Source organism: Clostridium sp. AF27-5AA, from assembly GCF_003478415.1.
Classification (GTDB): Bacteria; Bacillota; Clostridia; order Lachnospirales; family Lachnospiraceae; genus Otoolea; species Otoolea fessa.
This window is the reverse complement of the sequence record NZ_QUFH01000001.1, coordinates 390,452-410,038: the sequence shown is the minus strand read 5'-3', so window position 1 is coordinate 410,038 and position 19,587 is coordinate 390,452. Positions and strand designations below refer to the sequence as shown.

The window sequence follows — 19,587 nt, the reverse complement described above, 5'->3', positions numbered from 1 at the left end:
AACTGCAAAAACTGCGTAGCATATCCGAAAAACAATCGGTATGGAGACGTTGATTATATGTGTTTGATTAGCGGTTATTATATCGCCGGAGTACACAAGGATCGAAACAAGGTTCGACGCCTTACTCCGGGCGGTAGAAAACTGGAATGCAGATATGAAAGACAGGAGAAAGATAGCTAAGCCAATAAAGGGAGGTGGCACCGTTGGACAAAGAAGTCCTGATACAGTACTGTGAGCTTATGGAAGAGATAAAAGATATTAGAAGACGCATCCGGGAGCTGGATAAGTTCCTGGAAAACCCGCCGATTGTGGCGGACACCGTAAAAGGGAGCAGGGCGGATTTAACGATAGGCCCGATCAAGGTCAATGGTTTTCCAGATCCGATGCTGTATAGAAAGAAGCGGGCGGCGGAACGTTACCGGAAACTTTTGACAGCCAAGGAAGCGGAGCTTCTGGAATTAACGACAAAGGCAGAGGAGTACATAGAGGCGATTAAAAAGCCTGATTTGAGAATTATGTTCCGCTTCTATTATCTGGAGGGATTGACATGGATTCAAGTAGCCTATCGACTGAACCGGATGTTTCCAAAACGTCGGGTTAAATATACGGAAGATGGATGCCGGATGAGAAATTCCCGATTTTTTGAAGAAAAATAAAAATGTTCGGTCGTGTTCGCTATAAAAGTAGTAGTATGGTATTAAGCATTCGTGTGACGGCGAATGTGGACGGTTCACGATGACGGAAAAATCCTCCGTATGTACTTCAACCCCGCTGGAAGATGGTCCCGGCGGGGAACCCCCTGGAACGTAGCTCAGTTGGTAGAGTGGCCGGCTTATATCCGGTGGGGCGAAGGTTCAAGTCCTTCCGTTCCGATTTGGCATGTTGAGCGGGCAGCATGCCGGTCTACTTGTGTTAGACATAATAAAATATCCTTTCGAGATGGCACCTGTCGCAAGATGGGTGCTTTTCTTCTGCCTATTATCATACGGCGCGCACGGCACCAGTTCACCTCCTGCGAGAAGGCAGCAGTCGGCTGTCTTGTATGGTGCCGGTGGGATCGTATTTGGTTATATAAAACTTAGAGAAATGAGAGGTGGTGGTGCATGGCCAGAGCGCCGGATGCCAGAGTAGAACAGGCGAAAACATTATATCAGCAGGGTAAGAAGCTGGTTGAGATATCGGCGCAGCTTGGAGTACCAGAAGGAACCGTCCGCAGGTGGAAACACACCTATGGATGGGATGGCGAACGTTCGGGAAAGAAAAGCGAGCGTTCGAAAAAGAAGAACGAACGATCGGAAAGAGTAAAGAAAGCGGTTGCAGAGGAAGTGGGACAGGTTATAGAAAACCCTGACTTGAATGACAAGCAACGGCTTTTTTGCTTGTATTACGTTCGATGCTTCAACACTACAAAAGCCTACCAGAAAGCGTACGGTTGTGATTATGCAACGGCGGCATCTGTCGGATATAGATTGTTGGCGAAAGATGGAGTTAGAGCCGAAATCCAGCGCTTAAAGCAGGCGCGCCTTAACCGTGAGCTTCTGGATGAGTCTGATATCTTCCAGAAGTACATGGATATCGCATTCGCGGACATTACCGATTATGTCGAGTTCGGGCGGGAAAAGGTTCAGGTTATGGGAGCGTTCGGACCAGTTATGATAACGGATGAGAAAACAGGGCAGAAGGTACCAGTTACCAAAGTCATCAATACAGTTCGCTTCCGGGAGTCCTGCGATGTGGACGGCAGCATCATTGCCGAAGTTAAGCAGGGTAAAGATGGAGCGAGCGTAAAGCTGGCTGACCGCATGAAAGCGCTGGAATGGCTGGCGGCTCATATGGACTTAGCCACTGACGAACAGCGGATCCGGATGGAACACCTGAAAGCCCAGACCGATAAGATAACCGGACAGGGGCAAGAGATAGAGGATCTGGATGAGATAGAGGGCGAGATTTATGGCAAGTAAGACGGTTAAGAAGAAAACCATAGAATTTAAGTTCTCGGAAAAGCATAAGGAGTATATCCGGAAGTGCCATGAATGTTCCTACAATGTGGCGGAGGGCGCTGTTCGTGCCGGTAAAACGGTGGACAACATATTCGCGTTCGCGCATGAGCTGAAAACGACTCCAGATCGAATCCACCTGGCAACCGGATCGACGGTCGGAAACGCCAAGCTGAACATCGGGGACTGTAATGGTCTGGGGTTGGAGTGGATTTTCCGCGGTCAATGCCACTGGGGCAAATACAAAGACAATGAGGCTTTATTTGTCAAGGGACCATCGACGCGCTGGCAACAGAAGATAGTTATCTTCGCAGGTGGCGGCAAGGAAGACAGCTACAAGAAGATCCGAGGCAACTCTTACGGAATGTGGATTGCCACAGAGATTAACCTGCATCATGATAAAACCATCAAGGAGGCGTTTAACCGTCAGCTGGCGGCGAAACGCTTAAAGGTCTTTTGGGACTTAAACCCGGATAACCCGCGTGCTGCCATCTACTCAGAGTACATTGACCGCTACCAGAAGCAGCAGGAAGCGGGGGAGTTCCCTGGTGGATACAACTACATGCATTGCACCATCTACGATAACATCAACATCACGCCGGAACGTCTGCATGAGATTGAGAGCCGATACGATATTAATTCGATTTGGTATCTTCGGGATATCAAGGGGATGCGCGTGGTGGCAACGGGTCTGATTTACCGCCGTTTTGCGGATGCTATCAGCACAGGTTCCAGCACGTTCGGGATTCGGGGCAAGCCAACGGACCTCATGGAGATCAATCTTGGTATCGACTTCGGCGGCAGCGGGTCGGGGCATTCGTTCACGGCTACCGCAATCACGCGGGGATATCATAACGTGATCGCTCTTGCGTCTGAGTGGATTCGATGCAAGGATGAGTCAGGCAACCAGATAGAGATAGATCCTCAGATGCTGGGGGATATGTTTTGCAACTTTGTCCGGCGGGTCCTTGACAAGTACGGATATGTCACGACGGTGTATGCGGATAGCGCAGAGCAGACATTAATCGCCGGCATCCGGAGCAGTCTCCGGCGTAATGGTCTCGGATGGATAAGGGTTGAGAATGCCCTAAAAGCTCCCATCAATGACCGTATCAACGCGGTGCTTATTCTGATGGCGCAGGGGCGCTTTCAGTATGTTGAGGGAGAGTGTGACAGTCTGGTAAATGCGCTGTGCACAGCAGTGTGGGATCCGAAGGAACTGACAAAGAATGTCCGGTTGGATGATGGTACCAGTGATATCGACTCACTGGATAGTTTCGAGTACACGTTGGAGCGGCGGATCAGCCAGCTTATTAAATATGGGTGATGAAAAATGAATTATACGAAAATGTATGAGGCATTGCGGAAAGTCCTCGGAAATGAGCAGATTGATTTTGCCATGTCCGGACGGAGCAGTGCCTTAATTGAATTGTGGTCCCGGATGTACGAAGAAAAGGCTCCCTGGCTGCATAACACAGACAATGCCAACATTCCGGCGACGATAGCGGGAGAGATTGCAAGACTTACTACGCTGGAGCTGCAGAGCAAGGTGGAGGGAAGTCCAAGGGCTGAATGCATGGATGCGGTTTATCAGCAGGCGCTTGGAAAACTCCGAGTACAGACAGAATATGCGTTCGCGAAAGGCAGTATGGTGTTTAAACCGTACATCACACCTGACGGAACCATCGCGATCCAGTATATCCAGGCAGACATGTTTTTTCCGCTGGATTACGACTCCGAAAAAATGACGCGCTGCGCATTTCTAGATCAGTTCCGGAAGGGCAATGAGATTTACAGCCGTATTGAACTGTATAGTATGAGTGGGGATAGCCTCTCAATTAAAAACCGTGTCTTTATAGCACGGACGGAGGGAACACTGGGGACGGAAGTCCCGGTCGGCACGGTGCCCAGATGGGCGGAACTGGCAGAAGAAATGCAGTTTTCTGGGATTAAGAAACTTCCGATAGGATATTTTTCCGTACCGCTTGGAAATAGCAGAGATTCCGGCAGTCCTCTGGGCGTGTCGGTGTATTCGCGGGCGATCAAACAGATAGAGGATGCGGATCGCCGGTATTCACAGATCAACTGGGAGTATGACAGCAAGGAGACGGCGGTACATATCGCTCAGAGCTTGCTTAAATACAATCCAGATACAAACAGCTATGAGTATCCGGGCGGCAAGGAACGTCTGTACAGGGGCGTCGAATATGCCGCTGGCGCGCAGGACAAGCCGCTTCTGGATGTCTTTTCTCCGGCTATCCGCGACACAGCGTACTACAATGGCTGGAATCAACAGATGCGCCTGATTGAGTTCCGGTGCAACCTGGCTTACGGCACTTTGTCAGATCCAAACAACACGGACAAGACGGCAGAGGAAATCAAAGCCAGCAAGCAGCGATCTTATGATTTTATTTCGGATTGCCAGAGAGCTTTGCAGAAAGCGCTGACAGATTTGGTTGACGCGATGGCATTCTGGTGCGACATCTACCATCTGTGCCCTGCCGGAGACTATCATCTGTCCTTCCAGTGGGATGATTCCATCGTAGTTGACGCCAAGGCCGAGCGCGACAACGATCGCGCCGATGTGGCGATGGGTGCGATGGCTCTGTATGAGTACCGAATGAAGTGGTACGGAGAAACCGAAGAGGAAGCCAAAGCTGCAATCAGTGAAATCAGCAGCACAGGGGAAGTGATTGAGTGACGCAGGGAGAACTTGAAAAACTGGCGCTGAAAACTGGAAATCTGTTTTCAGAATTGGAGATCCGGATCATGTCGGATGTTGCCAGGCGAATCAAAGACGCAGGCTTTTCGACCGCTTCGTCTGACTGGCAGATCCGGAGGTTGGAGGAACTAGGGAAGGCAGAATCAGAAATAAAAGACTGGGTGCAGGAAACACTGCAGAAGAGTGACGAGGAAATGGAACACATTTTTTCAGATGAAGTGTATGAGCAGTATTATCAGCACTCCAGAGCCTACAAAGCATCCGGCGTCAAGATGCTGCCGTTCGAAGAGAACACGCCACTCATCCGGCTGACCGAAGCGGTCAAGTCTCAGCTTTCGGGAGAATATAAGAATATCGCCGGTTCAATGGGCTTCGCGATTCGCGGACCTGATGGACGCATACAGGCATCGCCGCTCATGACGTTCTACCGCTCCACGCTGGATAATGCTGTTCTGGATATACAGTCTGGCGGGTTTGACTATGGGACTGTCCTCAAGCGTACCGTGAGCCGCATGACGAACTCAGGACTTCGGTGGATTGATTATGATTCCGGTGTTCACAGCCGCGTGGATGTAGCAGCCAGGAGAGCGGTTTTAACAGGATTTCGACAGGTGCAGGGTAATATAAACGAACAGGTGGCAGCAGACCTCGGGACAAACACTTATGAGGTGTCCTATCATGTGGGCGCCCGTCCGTCGCATCAGCCCTGGCAAGGGCGTGTCTGGACGATGGAGCAGCTTCAGAGCGTTTGCGGACTCGGTACAGTGACTGGATTGCATGGAGCAAACTGCTATCATGATTACAGTCCGTTTATCCCTGGCGTGTCCACGCGGACATACACCGACGATCAGCTGCAAGAGATGCTAGACGAGGAAAACACTCCGAAAGATTACTACGGCAAGTCTTACACCACTTATGAGGCGTTACAGGAACAGCGTAAGATGGAACGGAATATGCGGGCGACTCAGCAGCAGGTAAAGCTGTTGCAGGCGGGCAGTGCAGATGAAAAGGATGTTATCCTCAAGAAAGCCAAGTATCAGGGACAGTTGCAGAAATACGCGGATTTTTCAAAGGCAATGCATCTGCCGGAGCAGAAGCAGCGGATCACACAAGATGGTCTGCGCGGACGGTTTACACCGACAAAGACAGAACAGAAAAGGCTTGAAGAGTCGGAGAAAAATGATAAAATAAAGGCAGGTATAAAGCAAGCCGGAATGAGGGGAGAAATCACATTGAATCCAAGCATTCCGGATGTTAGTAAGCTGTCGTTTGATGATGCTCATGTAAACAAAGAAAGAAACCACGGCGTGACGGAATTAGAAGCTAAAAGTTATATTCAGAATGCGTTGTTTTCGACAACAAAATGGAATGGAGCATTTACGAATTATTACAGTGATAAAGGTGCGGCTTTTGTTAATAACGAGAACAATTCTATCAGAACAGCGTTTAAGAGAGAGCAATACGATGATGCTGCTGAGGCAGCGATGGAGGTGTTAAAGCATGGAGGCGCCTGATGTTGTATTATGTCCATTGGTGGATGTAGAAATAGAAAATATTGATTGTATTGAAAACTCAGATGCGGTAGATGGGATCATAAAGAAAGAAACTGTCCCGTTAAGATTTAAGAAAAAATCCGACTGGGAAACAATATGTAAGAATTGCAAGTGGCATGGTTATTGATTTGTGGTGGCAGAATGATATGGCAATAAAAAAACTTAGCTGTCCGTTAATGGATACGGAAATTGATGAAGGAATATGCTATGACATCCACATGAATGTGGAAGGGCTGGCACCAGAATGGACAATTCCCGAGAAGGTGTTAGAAACTCCAGATTATAAAAAAATATGCTTGCAATGTCCGAACCATAGGGACGATTAAATACCACCCGTCAGCAGATAGGTGGTATTTTTATAACCAAAATCAGTTATCAGCACGCAGAAATGCGTGTTATTTTTATACCCTTTTGGCGTGGCTGCCGTAAAAGCCTACTTTTAAGATGGACGGCTACCCATCGCAAAAAGCCGAGAAAGGAAGCAGCATGGCAATTTTTAAGACTGAGACACTCAAGGAAAAAGGACTGACGCAGGAACAGATTGATTACATCATGGCGGAGGCTGGAAAGCAGGTGAACTCCCTGACGGCGGAGAGGGATGGTTACAAAAACCAGCTTGCGACCGCACAGGCATCCCTGAAAGCAATGGAGGGCATCGATGCAGCGGGACTCCAGACCAAAATCAATGAATTATCCGAGCAGATGAAGGGCAAGGATGCGGAGATCGAGAAAATCAAATCTGATTATGCGTTTGATGCGGCGGTCAAGGAGGCGATCCGGAAGGCATCCGGCAAGAACGAGCGCGCGATCATGGCGCTTCTGGATGTGGATGGCTTAAAGGCATCGAAGAATCAGACACAGGACATTGACGCGGCTCTGGCAGCGGTTAAAAAGGATAATGATTACCTATTTGGCAGTTCTGCGCCGGTTCCGAGAGTGGTAAGCAGCACATCAGGCATCAATAACGATGCACAGACAAAGAGAGAACAGGCGAACGAAGCACTGAGAAACCTGTTCGGAAAAGGAGAGTAAAATATGGCAGTAAATATCACAGATAGATCAGCAGTTGAAGCTTTAATCCGTGAGCAGATTGTATCTACCATTTTCCAGGATGCACCGAAACAGTCCGCATTCATGGGGATGGCGCGCAAGCTTCCAAACATGACATCCAAGCAGACCCGTATCCGCGTTCTGGACTTCCTTCCGACCGCATACTGGGTGGATGGCGACACCGGAATGAAGCAGACTTCTATGCAGGCATGGGATAATGTATATCTGACTGCGGCAGAGCTGGCGGTTATCGTGCCGATCCCGGAGTCTGTATTTGATGATGCCGAGATTGATATTCTGGGCGAGATTACCCCAAGAGTCAATGAGGCAATCGGTCAGAGAGTCGATGCGGCAATTATCTTTGGCGATAACAGACCGAGAGAGTGGCAGGCAGATATCATCACCCTGGCGCGCCAGGCTGGGAACAATGTTTCCCCATCTTCCGGTAAGGACTACTACGATCTGACACTCGGAGAGGGCGGTGTATTCTCTAAAGTTGAGGATGATGGCTATGCGGTAACCGGAGCAATCGCCCCGATGACGTTCAAGTCCAAGCTGAGAGGACTGCGTGATTCAAACAAGCAGCCGATTTTCACACATAATATGCAGGATTCCAGCAAGTATGCGCTGGATGGCGTACCGATCCAGTTCCCGGAGAACGGTTCCTTCATGCCGGATATCGCACAGCTGGTTGTCGGCGATTTCTCCAAGGCTGTTTACGCGATTCGCCAGGATATTACCGTAAAACTGCTGACAGAGGGCGTCATCCAGGATCCGAATACGAAGGATATCGTTTATAACCTGGCACAGCAGGATATGATTGCGCTTCGTGTAGTATTCCGCATGGGCTGGGCGCTCCCGAATCCGGCAACCCGCCTCAATGAGGATCGTACCGGCTGCACATTTGCTTATCTGGAGCCGGGCACTCCGGCTGTTACCCAGAAGGTAACCTTTACGGTAACGGATGGCAAAGAGTCCAGCCCGACGACCTATGAGGATGTCCGTATCAACGTAGATGGTGCAATCCTTAAGACGAATTCGGCTGGTAAAGCGGAGTTTAACCTGAGAAAAGGCACCTATGTGGCAAAGATCACGAAGAAAGGCTTTGTTCCGGTAACGGAGCCGTTCACGGTTGATGCTTCTGCCGTAAACAAGGCGATCACTCTGGTAGCGCAGGCCTAGGAAGGAGCTGATGCAATGGCTTATGCAACGCGGGACTATTACATTTCTGGTTATCTGCAGGGGCGTTCCCCTGCGGTGCCGGATGCGGATTTCCTGTTCTGGGAAAAGCAGGCGGAGCGGATCGTAGACAGCTATACATTCGACCGAATTAAGGCGAATGACAGCCTTTTGACGGATGATGTGAAAGATTGCACCTGTGAGCTGACAGAACTGCTCTATCGGGCAGACAAGGCTTCACAGAGCACATCTGATTTTGGCGGTCCGTTGACATCGTATTCCAACGACGGAGAATCCGGCACGATTGACCTGTCACGGTCGATTTACACCGAAGAGGGGAAATGGAAAAAGTGCCGGGAGATCATCTGCCGGTATCTGGGAAATACGCCACTGCTTTATCGGGGGGTGTGAGAATGAACCCGAATTACAATCAGATAATTACAGTCTTCCGGAAGGTTGGAACGGCGTGGAGCAAGAGTGTGTTCGAGCAATGTTTTTGGAAGTCTGGGATCACCGTGGTGCAGAATGATACTGAAGCATCGCAGACGAACACCTACACAGTACGTATTCCCCTGGAAGCGGCCGGAAGCGATTTTTCGGCGTCTCCGGGGGATGTAGTAGTGTTAGGCGAATGTGCGGACGAGATCACTGGAAAAAGCCCTAACACGGCGGCGGAAGTCCTGCGCCGGAATAAGCCGAATGCGTTTCTTGTCAGCGCATATTCAGACAACACCGCCTATCGGATGGCGAAACACTACAGACTGGGGGGCTGATGATGGATGTCGAAATCAAATGGAATAAAACATCGGATCAGATTGCCAAAGAGAAAACAAGGGGCAATGATGGCCTTTTGTTTCTCGCCAACGAGGCAAAACGGCTGATGGATCCGTATGTTCCGGCTGACAGCCTGGCACTTGCCCAGAATGTCAGCGTCCATGTAGAGGGAGACACTGGTGTGATTGAGTATCAATCGCCATATGCTCATTACCAATACAAGGGCGTGGCATACGGTCCGAACTATCCATTGATGGACGGCGGCACTGTGATGGGATATTATTCCCCACCACACAAGTCCCCCACCGGAAAGAAGCTGAAATACAGCCATTTCCGCCATCCGCAGGCTACATCCGAATGGGACAAGGCTATGATGAGGGCGCGCAAGGGCGATCTGGTGCGGGCACTGGAAAACTATTTCGGAGGTAAGTGACATGACAAAGCATGATGCAGTGACGGCGTTCTTCCAACCAAAAGCCGAGGAGCTAGCGGGTCAGTACCTGGAATTTAACTATTCGGATGATTACAGCGGCATTTCGCTGGTAACAAACTATTCGGATAAGCTGCTTAAAAAGTATCTTTGGGGGTCTGAAAAAGAATATGGTTTCTCGATTATAATTGTGCAGCCGTATTCGACCGATACGGACGATCTGAACCTCACGGCGATGAATTTCGCCCAGGCTTTCATGGATTGGCTGGAAGAGCAGAATAAAAAGCGGAACTATCCGGAATTTCCGAATAGTTGCCAGATAAAGAAGATGGAGACGCTCCAGAATATGCCAAATCTGGCGGGCGTCAATGTAAAGGAAGGAATGGCGCGGTACATGGTACAGTGCCGGATTGTCTATTTTGAGAAAGGAGACAAGCGATGAAAATCAGTGAATTAATGGCAGGCGTTACACCAAACGCATCTTATGAAGGCTGGGTAACGGCAGATGACTGGGTACTGGCGATTGATACCAGGCCGTCGGCAGAAGCAGCTACAGAAGTAAAAAATTATGAGGTTGTGCAGATGGGGGTCGAGGGTCTGGATGCGAATCTTAACCCGGTAACGTCAGAAAAAACCTATATCCGTGCCGGAAAATCTACCCAGAAGACTGGAACAGCAAGATCCTTTGCGGTATCCGGTGATCGTTATATTGGCGATCCGGCGCAGGATTTCATGCTGTCCCATGCGATGAAATATGCGAAAGGTAACGCAGCGGTAACGAATTATGTGTACTTCTGTATGCTCAATGGTAAAGGTGAGAAAGGTCAGGTGTCCGTCATCGTCAATTCAGAGGGTGGCGGCAATGCGGGAGAATCATCGTCCATCGATGTCAACCTGCAGAAGATTGGGGCAGAACCGGAAGAGTATACGTATTCGGCAGAATAGGAGGATGAAAGATGCAGATCAGAGGTAGAGAAGTAGATTTTAGGATTACCCGTTTAAAGGATGCGGCGACAATGGAAAAAGCCCTTGACCACATGGCTGAAAGCGAGAAGAAAATCAACCGCAAGGGGAAACTCACAGAAGTCATGTCAGGCACTATCGAAATGTTCCGCAATTTTGTGAAAGAAGTTACCGGAGAGGATGTCCTCGAAGACTGCGACGATGTGGAAGAAGCAAAAAGTGTCTACATCGAGATGCTTTGCGAGATTGCAAAGCAGAAAGAAGAGGCGCTCGGCTTTTCGATGGATAAAATCAAATGATGAAATGGTCTGTAACTTTTGACAGGCTTCCCAGTAAGGCAACCATTGGTGGAGTGGTGTATGATGTGGCCTTTGGTTATCGGACGATGATGGCAGCAGAAATAGAAATGTTCCGGCAGGATATTAGCGATGAACAGAAGATGCTTAATGCGCTGAATCTGTTCTACGTTCGAAATATCCCGCCGGATCTGGATGCTGCGGTAGATTATATGCTGTGGTTCCATCGAGGCGGAGAACCAGCGCGGAAAGGTGGCGGTTCCAAACGTCGGACGGCGCGGCGGGGATATTGCTTTTTAAAGGATGCCCCGCTGATTTATGCGGCATTCCGGCAGCAGTACGGCATCAATCTCAGGCAGACGCCGAACGACTCCCTGCATTGGTGGGAGTTCCTGGCGATGTTTGAGGCACTGGACGAAAACACCCGGATGGCGAAGGTCATGTACTGGCGGACCTGTGATACCAAAGGAATGGGAAAAGAGCAAAAAGCGTATATCAAGCAGATGCGGACACTTTATTCCCTGGAAGAGCCGCAGGCAACGATGGATAGCCGGTTGAGACTGGCAAAGCGTAACGCAGATATGCGGGCGTATGTGAAAAGAAGGATGGAAGAATGCCGAAACGGGTAAAGTGCCCTTATTGCGGCTACTCCATGCTTATTTTTTTTACCGAAAAATCAGAGTGTCATGGAGTAACCGTCCCATGTAAAGGGCGGAATTGTGGAAAAGAATTTGAAATTAAGATAAAGAATGGAGAGCAAATCAAGTAGAGCCATTATGAGCCGATGATTTCTCTCACTGAAAAGTGAGGTGGAATAAATGGCTTATGATGGAACTGTAAAGATTGGCACAGAGCTGGACGGCAGCGGGATAAAAAAAGGACTGCAAGAGACAGAGAAGTCGGCAAAAAAGACTTTTGAAGAACTTGCAAAAGAGAGTGGAAAAAGCGTCAATGAATTAAAAGCAGATGCGAAAAAGATAGCGGAAGAGTATCAAAAGCAAGGATATAACATTCCAAATTCGTACAAAAAAGCCTATTCAGACATGGGGGTTTACAGCGAAAAAAGCAAAAAAAAGCTAGAGGATGATGCAGAGGATATAGGAGACTCTCACGAAAAAAATTCGAGGAGAGTTAGCGAAACTTGGAGCAATGCTTTTTCAGTTCTTCTCGGAAATATGCTGACAGAAGTGGTCTCCCAGGCTAAGAATGCTGCGGGAGCTGTCCTGGACATCGGCATGAATTTCGAATCCGGAATGTCGAAAGTGCAGGCTATTTCCGGCGCATCCGGCGAAGACCTGGCAGCCTTGACGGATAAAGCTAAGGAGATGGGCGCAAAGACGAAGTTCAGCGCTACCGAGTCCGCCGAAGCGATGCAGTACATGGCAATGGCTGGATGGAAAACCGGCGATATGCTGAACGGTATCGAGGGTATCATGAACCTTGCTGCAGCATCCGGCGAGGACTTGGCAACCACATCTGATATCGTTACTGACGCACTTACCGCGTTCGGCTTGTCGGCACAGGACTCCACGCATTTTGCGGATGTCCTGGCACAGGCATCCTCCAATGCAAACACCAACGTCGGCATGATGGGCGAGACGTTCAAGTACGTGGCGCCAGTCGCCGGCGCAATGGGATATTCGGCGGAGGATGTTGCAACGGCGGTCGGACTGATGGCAAATTCCGGAATCAAAGCGAGCCAGGCAGGTACATCCCTGCGAACCATTCTGACACGTATGGCAAAGCCAACCAAGGAAGTCCAGACGGCAATGGATCAGCTCGGTGTATCTGTCATAGACAGTGATGGAAACATGAAGTCGCTCCACGAGATTATGGACGACCTAAGATCTGGCTTTAGTGGATTGTCTGAGGCCGAGAAGGTCAATATGGCGGCTACGCTTGGCGAAACAGATGGAATGTCTGGTCTTCTGGCGATTGTCAACGCATCGGACGGGGATTATCAAAAACTGACAGATTCTATCAATAACTGTAGCGGTGCTGCCGCTAATATGGCAGAAACCATGCAGAATAATCTGGGCGGTCAGCTTACAATCCTAGGCTCAACAGCAGAAAGCCTTGCATTGGAGATTTATGAGTCTGTCAAAGGTCCGCTGACGGATATGACAAAGCTTGGCATTGATGCAGTATCAAACCTGACAGAAGGCTTCAAAACAGGCGGCGTCATGGGAATGATCGACGCTGCCGGTCAGATGGCGAGTGCATTTGCTGAGAATCTTCCATCGATTATCGAACAGGGGCTTCCGCTGGTAGAGGGCTTTACCGAAAACTTACGTTCCAACGCCGGAAAACTGGTTGATGGCGGCATTGATTTGATATTAAAGCTGGCACAGGGGCTGATGGACGGGTTGCCCGCGATGCTTCAGTATGTTCCGCAGATCATCATAAACATTGCCGGAATCATCAATGACAACGCACCAAAGCTGTTAATGGCCGGTGTACAGTTGATAGTGGTTCTTGGAAAAGGACTGATTCAGGCAATTCCGGATCTTATTGCAGCCTTGCCGCAAATTATCCAGGCGATCGTAAGTACCTTGCAGGCATTTAACTGGGTTAATTCTGGAATATATATTATTACGTTGCTGAGAAATGGCATTATATCAATGGTAGGTGCGATTGCCTCAGCTGCCGTAGAGATAGTTAAAGCAATTGTTGGAGCAATACAGAGTTTACCGCAAAAGCTTCTTGAAATTGCCAAAAAGGCAGGTGAAGGAATTTCAAGTGGCCTAAAAGGGATGCTCGGAGCGATTAAAGGAGCGGCTACCAGCATCCTGAGTGGCATTGTGAGTGCTCTCACATCGCTGCCGTCCAAACTCTTAGGTCTTGCGAAAAATGGCGCTCAGAGCATCGTCAAGGGATTCACAGGGCAGTCGTGGGGCAATATCGGAAAGAATATCATCACAGGCATTACAGCCGGAATCACGGGTTCGGTTGGAAAGCTGGCAGAGGCGGCGAAGAATGCAGCGAAGAAAGCGTTTGACGCGGCAAAGGATTTCCTTGGTATTCATTCCCCATCGAAGCTGATGCGGGACGTTATCGGTAAGAACATGATCGCCGGATTTGAGAGCGGCATCGTGGCAGAAACACCAAATCTGGAAAAAACGTCGGCTGGCTCTGCTCAGAGGGCGGTGGAGAGTATGCAGGGAATTGCATTACAGAGATCCGGAACTGTGGTAGCAGGGAATCAGGTACCGCCGGCACCAACGCCGGGCGGCGGACAAGGAAGCACAGTGGTTGTCCTCGAAAAAGGCAGCATAACCGGAGATGTGACAATGGATGGAGAAAAAGTAGGCACACTTGTAGCGCCTACAGTGGATACCGAGATTGAACGAGCGCGGAAGGAGAGTGAACGATGATTTATCCAGATGTGCAGATGGCAGATATAAAAACCTTTACAGACTGGGGGCTGAAATTGGAATCGATAAATATTTCCTTCCCCGAAGCTAAGACGGATCAGGTAGATATTCCAGGAGCGAACGGGCTCCTGGATCTGTCTGAGGTAAACGGTCAGATTTGTTATAAAAACCGAACGCTGACCTTGAATTTTTCCCTGTTTGACGATTACACGGAATGGCATGATTTAAGCAGTAAAATCGCCAAGACGTTGCACGGAAAGGTTATCAAGTGCGTTCTGCCAGACGATCCGAACTATTACTATGAGGGGCGTTTTTCATTGCAGACGACAAAAAGCAATGATGTGCTGGCGGATTTTGTGATTACTGGCGATGTGCAGCCATTTAAAATGGAACGGTACACAGCGGCGGAAAATTGGCTGTGGGATCCGTTTTCATTCGAGAACGGCATAGTCAGAGGATATAGTGGCATATCAATCTCCGGTTCCCTGTCGGTTGATGTGACCGGATCTGATATGCCGATAGTTCCGGAGATCACCTGCAGTGCGGCCATGACGGTAGAGGTAGGCGGTAAGACGTTTGAGCTGACAGAAGGAGTCAATAAAAACTATGACATCATCCTGGGATCCGGAACAAACGTTATGAAATTTACTGGCACCGGCACCGTGTCGATTGATTTCAGAGGAGGTGTACTGTAGATGTATAAAGTTACAGTGGTTACGGATGGAAAGGAATATCCGCTTTTGAACCAGGTTCTCCGGCTGGAGAATCCAACGCTGAAAGAATATGCCGGCAACTCTCCGGGGTATCTTAAATTTAAGATTACGCCGAAGCATCCGTATTATGACAAGATTCTGCCGCTGTCTTCCGAATTATTTGTTTATGAGGACGGAATGGAGGTCTTCCGAGGGCGGAGCATGACGACCGAAGAAGAGTTTAACCGGACACATCAAATCACTTGCGAATCAGATCTCGCATACCTCTGCGACAGCATCATCCGGCCATTTGAGTTCCAGGGTAGTATTGTGGAGTTTATGACTCAGGTGTTGAAGGTTCACAATGAACAGGTAGAGGCACGTAAACAGTATCTTCTGGGGCGCGTCAATGTGGTAGATAGCAACAACTATATTAACCGTAGCAACTCTGATTATTCGTGCTCTCTGGACTGCCTGCGGGATAAGCTGGTAAAGACCCACGGCGGATATCTCAGGACCCGGTGCGAAGCTGGAAAGCGCTATCTGGACTATCTGACGGATGGCGGCGGGACAAACGATCAGGTTATCCGGTACGGCGTCAATCTGGCAGATTACAGCAAGACGCAGGATGCCACGGAGCTTTTTACTGCGCTGATTCCGACCGGCGCAGACCTGGAAGATACCTCCTCCAGCGGAGAGAGTACCACCAAAACAGTCGATATTACATCCGTGAATGGCGGCAAAGATTTTATTTACGATGAGGATGCGGTGCAGCGGTACGGCTGGATCTTCCGTCAGCACAAATGGGAGGATGTCACACTGCCGGAAAACCTCATCAAAAAGGCGCGGGCGTATCTGGAGCAGTCCATCTATTTGAGTGATGTTTTAAAGCTGACGGCGGTGGATCTGGCGAACGTGAATGTCGATATCAAGCGTTTGAAAACTGGGTACTGGACAAAGGTTATATCCCGTCCTCACGGTGTGGATGTTATGTATATCCTGGAAGAACGTACGCGAAACCTGCAGGAGCCAGGAAAAGACACAGTTTCTCTGGGCGGCACGATTGCTACGTTATCTGGCAGCATGGCGAAATCCCAAAAGGAATTATCTGCGAAAGTGGAGCAGGTGGGACAGGCGGCGACAAAAGGCATCGACCAGAAGATTAATAATGCAACGCAGCTCATCAGCGGTGGGCTCGGCGGTTATGTGGTAATTGGACGCTCAGAGAACGGTCAGCCAGAGGAAATTCTAATTTTGGACGCGCCGACGAAAGCCAATGCCAAGAACGTGATCCGGCTCAATAAGAACGGCATTGGATTTTCCACCAGCGGATACAATGGAGTATATCGGAATGCCTGGACCATCGACGGAAATCTGATTGCGGATTTTATTACATCTGGAACAATGTATGCGGACCGGATTAAGGGCGGGACGCTGACTCTTGGAGGCAAGGACGATGCGAATGGTATTATGAATGTACTTGATTCAACTGGCGAAACTGTTTGTCTCCTTGATAATCAAAGCCTTAAGGTGTTCGGAAATATGGTAACGACTGATTTTAACATAGCTTATGATGCGATTGATAGATGGACTGCAATTCGAGTTATGGATAATAAGAAAGATTACAGCGTACAGATTACAGAGATATCAATGTATGCATTTGAAGGGCTCGGGGAAGATTTAAATGGAAACTATAGTGAGCAGGATCCCACTGAATTTTATATTTCTGAGAACGGCGAAACAGCTGCCCATGTTAACTCAGACGAAATATATACAAAAGGCGATGGTACCTTTGGAGGTGATTTAAATGTTACTGGAAAGAAACACAGAACAGTACAAACCCCTGATTACGGAAACATCAGCCTATCTGCTTATGAGATGGCTTCTCCAATGTTTGGTGATATTGGAAGTGGTCAGATTGGAGACGATGGTTTGTGCTACATTTGGATCGATCCGGTGTTTGTGCAAACCATCTTCGGAGAATACCAGGTGTTCGTTCAAGGTTATTCAGATGCTCCGTTTTATGTCACGGAAAGGGCTTCTGATTATTTTGTGGTTAAAGGTCCGGCTGGAGGTTTGTTTGGTTGGGAGATTAAAGCAAAACAGGCAGGGCTTGAGCAGGAGCGAATGGACGCATTTCACCGGAGAGAAAAGAAAGAAAAAGAGACATATGGTAAAGATGGTGCAAGATACTATCAGGAATACATGGAGGGATTGACGAAATGAAAAAAGTAACAGCAATTACAATTTTTGATACGGCAGTTGGGACAAGAGCAAGCATCGTTTACAGCGAGATCAATGATGATGGCGTGATTGTAAAGGACAATATCCGTTTGGATCGCATCATCGTGGATAAGGCAGTCCTTAAGAGTGTGGCTGCGGTAACATCCTACGCACAGGAGCTTGTAGATGGATTGGAGGGCTAAAGATGGCGGTTAATAACATTGATTTAAGCGGAGAGATTAAAGCCTGGAAAGATGCGGCTTACGGCAAGGATGTCAGGGCGGCAAATGTGGCGGCATTTGAGAAGATACAAGGAACTGTGAACGATACGGTGCAGAATGTTAATCAGGCGTCCAAGGATGCTTCCAGCGCATCGCAGAATGCACAGAAAGCGGTTGATGATATCCAGTCGGCAATCGAAACTGCCACAAGCAAAGCGAGTGAGGCGGCCGGAAGTGCAACAGCAGCGGATACCTCGAAGAAAGCGGCGGCAAGTAGCGCAGCGGCAGCGGATAATTCAAAGACACAAGCGGCAGCATCGGCAGCGGAAGCAAAAAAGATTGCTCAGGGTTTGGGCGATTTTGACGGAACGGCTGCGAAAGTCAAGGCCACCGATACATACGGTTTGGTAGTGAGTGCCTTGGGGGAAAGTACCGCGCAGGCGCTGATTGACGCGATTGCCAACAAGGTAATGAATGAGCTTATCAACAAAAATAAGATTGTAAATAACCTTCTGGCAACGGATGCCTCCACCGTTCTGGCGGGAACGCAGGGCGCGGCGCTGGATAAAAGGCTGGTGGCGGCAGAGAATGCGGTTGCTCAGTTAAATAGCGAGGCCTCCAGTCACCTTATAGCAAGTGGTAGCGAAAATAGCTTTTGCGCTGCTTTTCAATCGAGATATCAATATCACGCTAATGTTAATTACATGTTGGCGAGTGGAATCTACAAAACAGGCAAAACAGGTTTAAATCTTCCGTTTGAGGGCTATTGGATCATAATAACCTTTAACACATCCAACAACCTTGGAAATAGTTCGACCGCTTGGATCACGCAATTTGCCATTTCGACCGATTGGGGTGATAAAGCTATTTATTTTCGAAGAAACATAAACTACACCCCGACCACTTGGGAATCCTGGAATAGACTTGTAGCAAGTTAAATAGCGAGCTGTGGCCCCGGAATAGTGGAACTATAATACAAAACGGAACTGATATGCACACTATCAAGACCCCAGGATACTATTGTTGCACCAGTAACGCTACTGCAGTAACTTTAAAAAACTGTCCATTTACCGAAGCTTTCACACTCGTGGTTTATTGGTCAACCGGTTATCCAGGCGCATATCTTTCTCAAGAATATACACATTATATTGGTAATAGGCGTGCCATTCAGAATTACAATGCGGATGCAGCAGTTTGGAAAAAGTATGAATTTCAAATTATCATGAAATAGCGACCTAGGAAAACAGTATTGGAGCTCACTGGAAACATATAATGTTTCTGTCATAAATTCATGGAATCGAGGAACAAAATCAATAACGCTTCCTGCTGGCGCATACATCATAGGGCAGCGCTCTGATGTACAATGCTTAAACAGCATATATCTTGATACGAGAATAGATACCTTCGAACAAGAACTACCTTTATATGAAAAAGCCTTAAACATTCCCACAACCACAGCACGTAATAATGCGACTGAATATCGTTCATGTAATAATACCTTTACTATGGGGTTTTCCAAGGAAACCACTTTATATTTTTTCTGCTGGGCTGATTCGCCTATCACGATTCAATACGAAATATGGGCGATTAAAATTAAGTGAAATAGCGAGGCCTCTGCCCGCTGGAACAATGCCACACCTAAAACGCTATGGATAAATATAATTCCAAGCGCAATAAATACGGAATATAAATATCAGCACAATAGTTTAATCGGCGCAAATATGGTAAGTTTAGCTTTTGAATCTGCAGTATACGACATACTTATCTTAACAGGCAATGGTCGCGTATATGGAACTGCGGTGGCAAACACATTTACGGATGATCCCTATTGGAAAAGTACAATTCAGGCTTCATTTTATTCGAATACCGGAACCGTAATGTTTAGGATCTTGTTCAAAGGTAGTTCACAGACATTTAATAACTTGGCTTTAAAAGCTGTTACGTATTTAAAAATAGGATAGCTACCAAGAAATCGTAACTCTGCATCCACAACATTAGCTGGATGCTATATCATTCTCCCAGTGTAGTAACATGAAATCGTAATTTCATTGAGAAAATTTTACAGAATCTCTCTTTTTTGTTACCTTAAAAGTATCGGAAGGAGAGATTTTAT

General features: G+C 48.2%; 19 protein-coding genes and 1 tRNA gene. All 20 read left to right on the top strand.

Annotation, left to right across the window (positions count from 1 at the left end; genetic code table 11):
* Positions 1–203: 203 nt before the first annotated feature.
* Entirely contained in the window at positions 204–656 is a 453-nt protein-coding gene (locus DWY89_RS01965) for a hypothetical protein (RefSeq protein WP_182434464.1), read from the top strand.
* Positions 657–800: 144 nt separating this feature from the next.
* A tRNA-Ile gene (locus DWY89_RS01960) sits at positions 801–873 on the top strand.
* Between the two features lie 230 nt (positions 874–1,103).
* Positions 1,104–1,961: a terminase small subunit gene (locus DWY89_RS01955; RefSeq protein WP_118524324.1), complete on the top strand. Its 858-nt coding sequence runs from the start codon at positions 1,104–1,106 to the stop codon at positions 1,959–1,961.
* Positions 1,951–3,324 (top strand): PBSX family phage terminase large subunit, encoded by a 1,374-nt coding sequence (locus tag DWY89_RS01950; protein ID WP_118524323.1) that lies wholly within the window; start codon positions 1,951–1,953, stop codon positions 3,322–3,324. Before DWY89_RS01955 ends, DWY89_RS01950 begins: the two co-directional genes overlap by 11 nt.
* Before the next feature lie 6 nt (positions 3,325–3,330).
* Positions 3,331–4,698 (top strand): phage portal protein, encoded by a 1,368-nt coding sequence (locus tag DWY89_RS01945; RefSeq protein WP_118524322.1) that lies wholly within the window; start codon positions 3,331–3,333, stop codon positions 4,696–4,698.
* Entirely contained in the window at positions 4,695–6,233 is a 1,539-nt protein-coding gene (locus DWY89_RS01940; protein ID WP_118524321.1) for a phage minor capsid protein, read from the top strand. The genes DWY89_RS01945 and DWY89_RS01940 overlap by 4 nt, the downstream gene beginning before the upstream one ends.
* Before the next feature lie 525 nt (positions 6,234–6,758).
* On the top strand, positions 6,759–7,304 hold the full coding sequence (locus tag DWY89_RS01925) for a phage scaffolding protein (RefSeq protein WP_182434335.1): 546 nt from the start codon (positions 6,759–6,761) through the stop codon (positions 7,302–7,304).
* 3 nt (positions 7,305–7,307) lie between these two features.
* Positions 7,308–8,504: a phage major capsid protein gene (locus DWY89_RS01920; protein ID WP_118524319.1), complete on the top strand. Its 1,197-nt coding sequence runs from the start codon at positions 7,308–7,310 to the stop codon at positions 8,502–8,504.
* 15 nt (positions 8,505–8,519) lie between these two features.
* A complete protein-coding gene (locus DWY89_RS01915; RefSeq protein ID WP_118524318.1) occupies positions 8,520–8,912 on the top strand; it encodes a hypothetical protein in 393 nt (130 codons plus the stop codon).
* A gap of 2 nt (positions 8,913–8,914) precedes the next feature.
* Positions 8,915–9,274, top strand: a complete 360-nt coding sequence (locus DWY89_RS01910; protein WP_118522340.1) for a DUF6751 family protein — start codon at positions 8,915–8,917, stop codon at positions 9,272–9,274.
* Positions 9,274–9,708, top strand: coding sequence for a minor capsid protein (locus tag DWY89_RS01905; RefSeq protein ID WP_118524317.1), 435 nt, complete (start codon positions 9,274–9,276; stop codon positions 9,706–9,708). The genes DWY89_RS01910 and DWY89_RS01905 overlap by 1 nt, the downstream gene beginning before the upstream one ends.
* Position 9,709: 1 nt before the next feature.
* The gene (locus tag DWY89_RS01900; RefSeq protein WP_118472271.1) at positions 9,710–10,147 is read left to right on the top strand and encodes a hypothetical protein; all 438 of its coding nucleotides are present in this window, start codon (positions 9,710–9,712) and stop codon (positions 10,145–10,147) included.
* Positions 10,144–10,650 (top strand): hypothetical protein, encoded by a 507-nt coding sequence (locus DWY89_RS01895; protein ID WP_118524316.1) that lies wholly within the window; start codon positions 10,144–10,146, stop codon positions 10,648–10,650. The genes DWY89_RS01900 and DWY89_RS01895 overlap by 4 nt, the downstream gene beginning before the upstream one ends.
* 11 nt (positions 10,651–10,661) lie before the next feature.
* Positions 10,662–10,967, top strand: coding sequence for a hypothetical protein (locus tag DWY89_RS01890; protein WP_118524315.1), 306 nt, complete (start codon positions 10,662–10,664; stop codon positions 10,965–10,967).
* On the top strand, positions 10,964–11,593 hold the full coding sequence (locus DWY89_RS01885; RefSeq protein ID WP_118524314.1) for a Gp15 family bacteriophage protein: 630 nt from the start codon (positions 10,964–10,966) through the stop codon (positions 11,591–11,593). The genes DWY89_RS01890 and DWY89_RS01885 overlap by 4 nt, the downstream gene beginning before the upstream one ends.
* Positions 11,594–11,782: 189 nt before the next feature.
* Complete coding sequence (locus DWY89_RS01880; protein ID WP_243022662.1) at positions 11,783–14,338, top strand: phage tail tape measure protein; 2,556 nt, start codon at positions 11,783–11,785, stop codon at positions 14,336–14,338.
* A complete protein-coding gene (locus tag DWY89_RS01875) occupies positions 14,335–15,033 on the top strand; it encodes a mtfA protein (protein ID WP_118524313.1) in 699 nt (232 codons plus the stop codon). Before DWY89_RS01880 ends, DWY89_RS01875 begins: the two co-directional genes overlap by 4 nt.
* The gene (locus DWY89_RS01870; protein ID WP_118524312.1) at positions 15,034–17,256 is read left to right on the top strand and encodes a phage tail spike protein; all 2,223 of its coding nucleotides are present in this window, start codon (positions 15,034–15,036) and stop codon (positions 17,254–17,256) included.
* On the top strand, positions 17,253–17,456 hold the full coding sequence (locus tag DWY89_RS01865; RefSeq protein WP_118472278.1) for a hypothetical protein: 204 nt from the start codon (positions 17,253–17,255) through the stop codon (positions 17,454–17,456). Before DWY89_RS01870 ends, DWY89_RS01865 begins: the two co-directional genes overlap by 4 nt.
* Positions 17,457–17,458: 2 nt before the next feature.
* A complete protein-coding gene (locus DWY89_RS01860; RefSeq protein ID WP_118524311.1) occupies positions 17,459–18,412 on the top strand; it encodes a pyocin knob domain-containing protein in 954 nt (317 codons plus the stop codon).
* Positions 18,413–19,587: the final 1,175 nt, after the last annotated feature.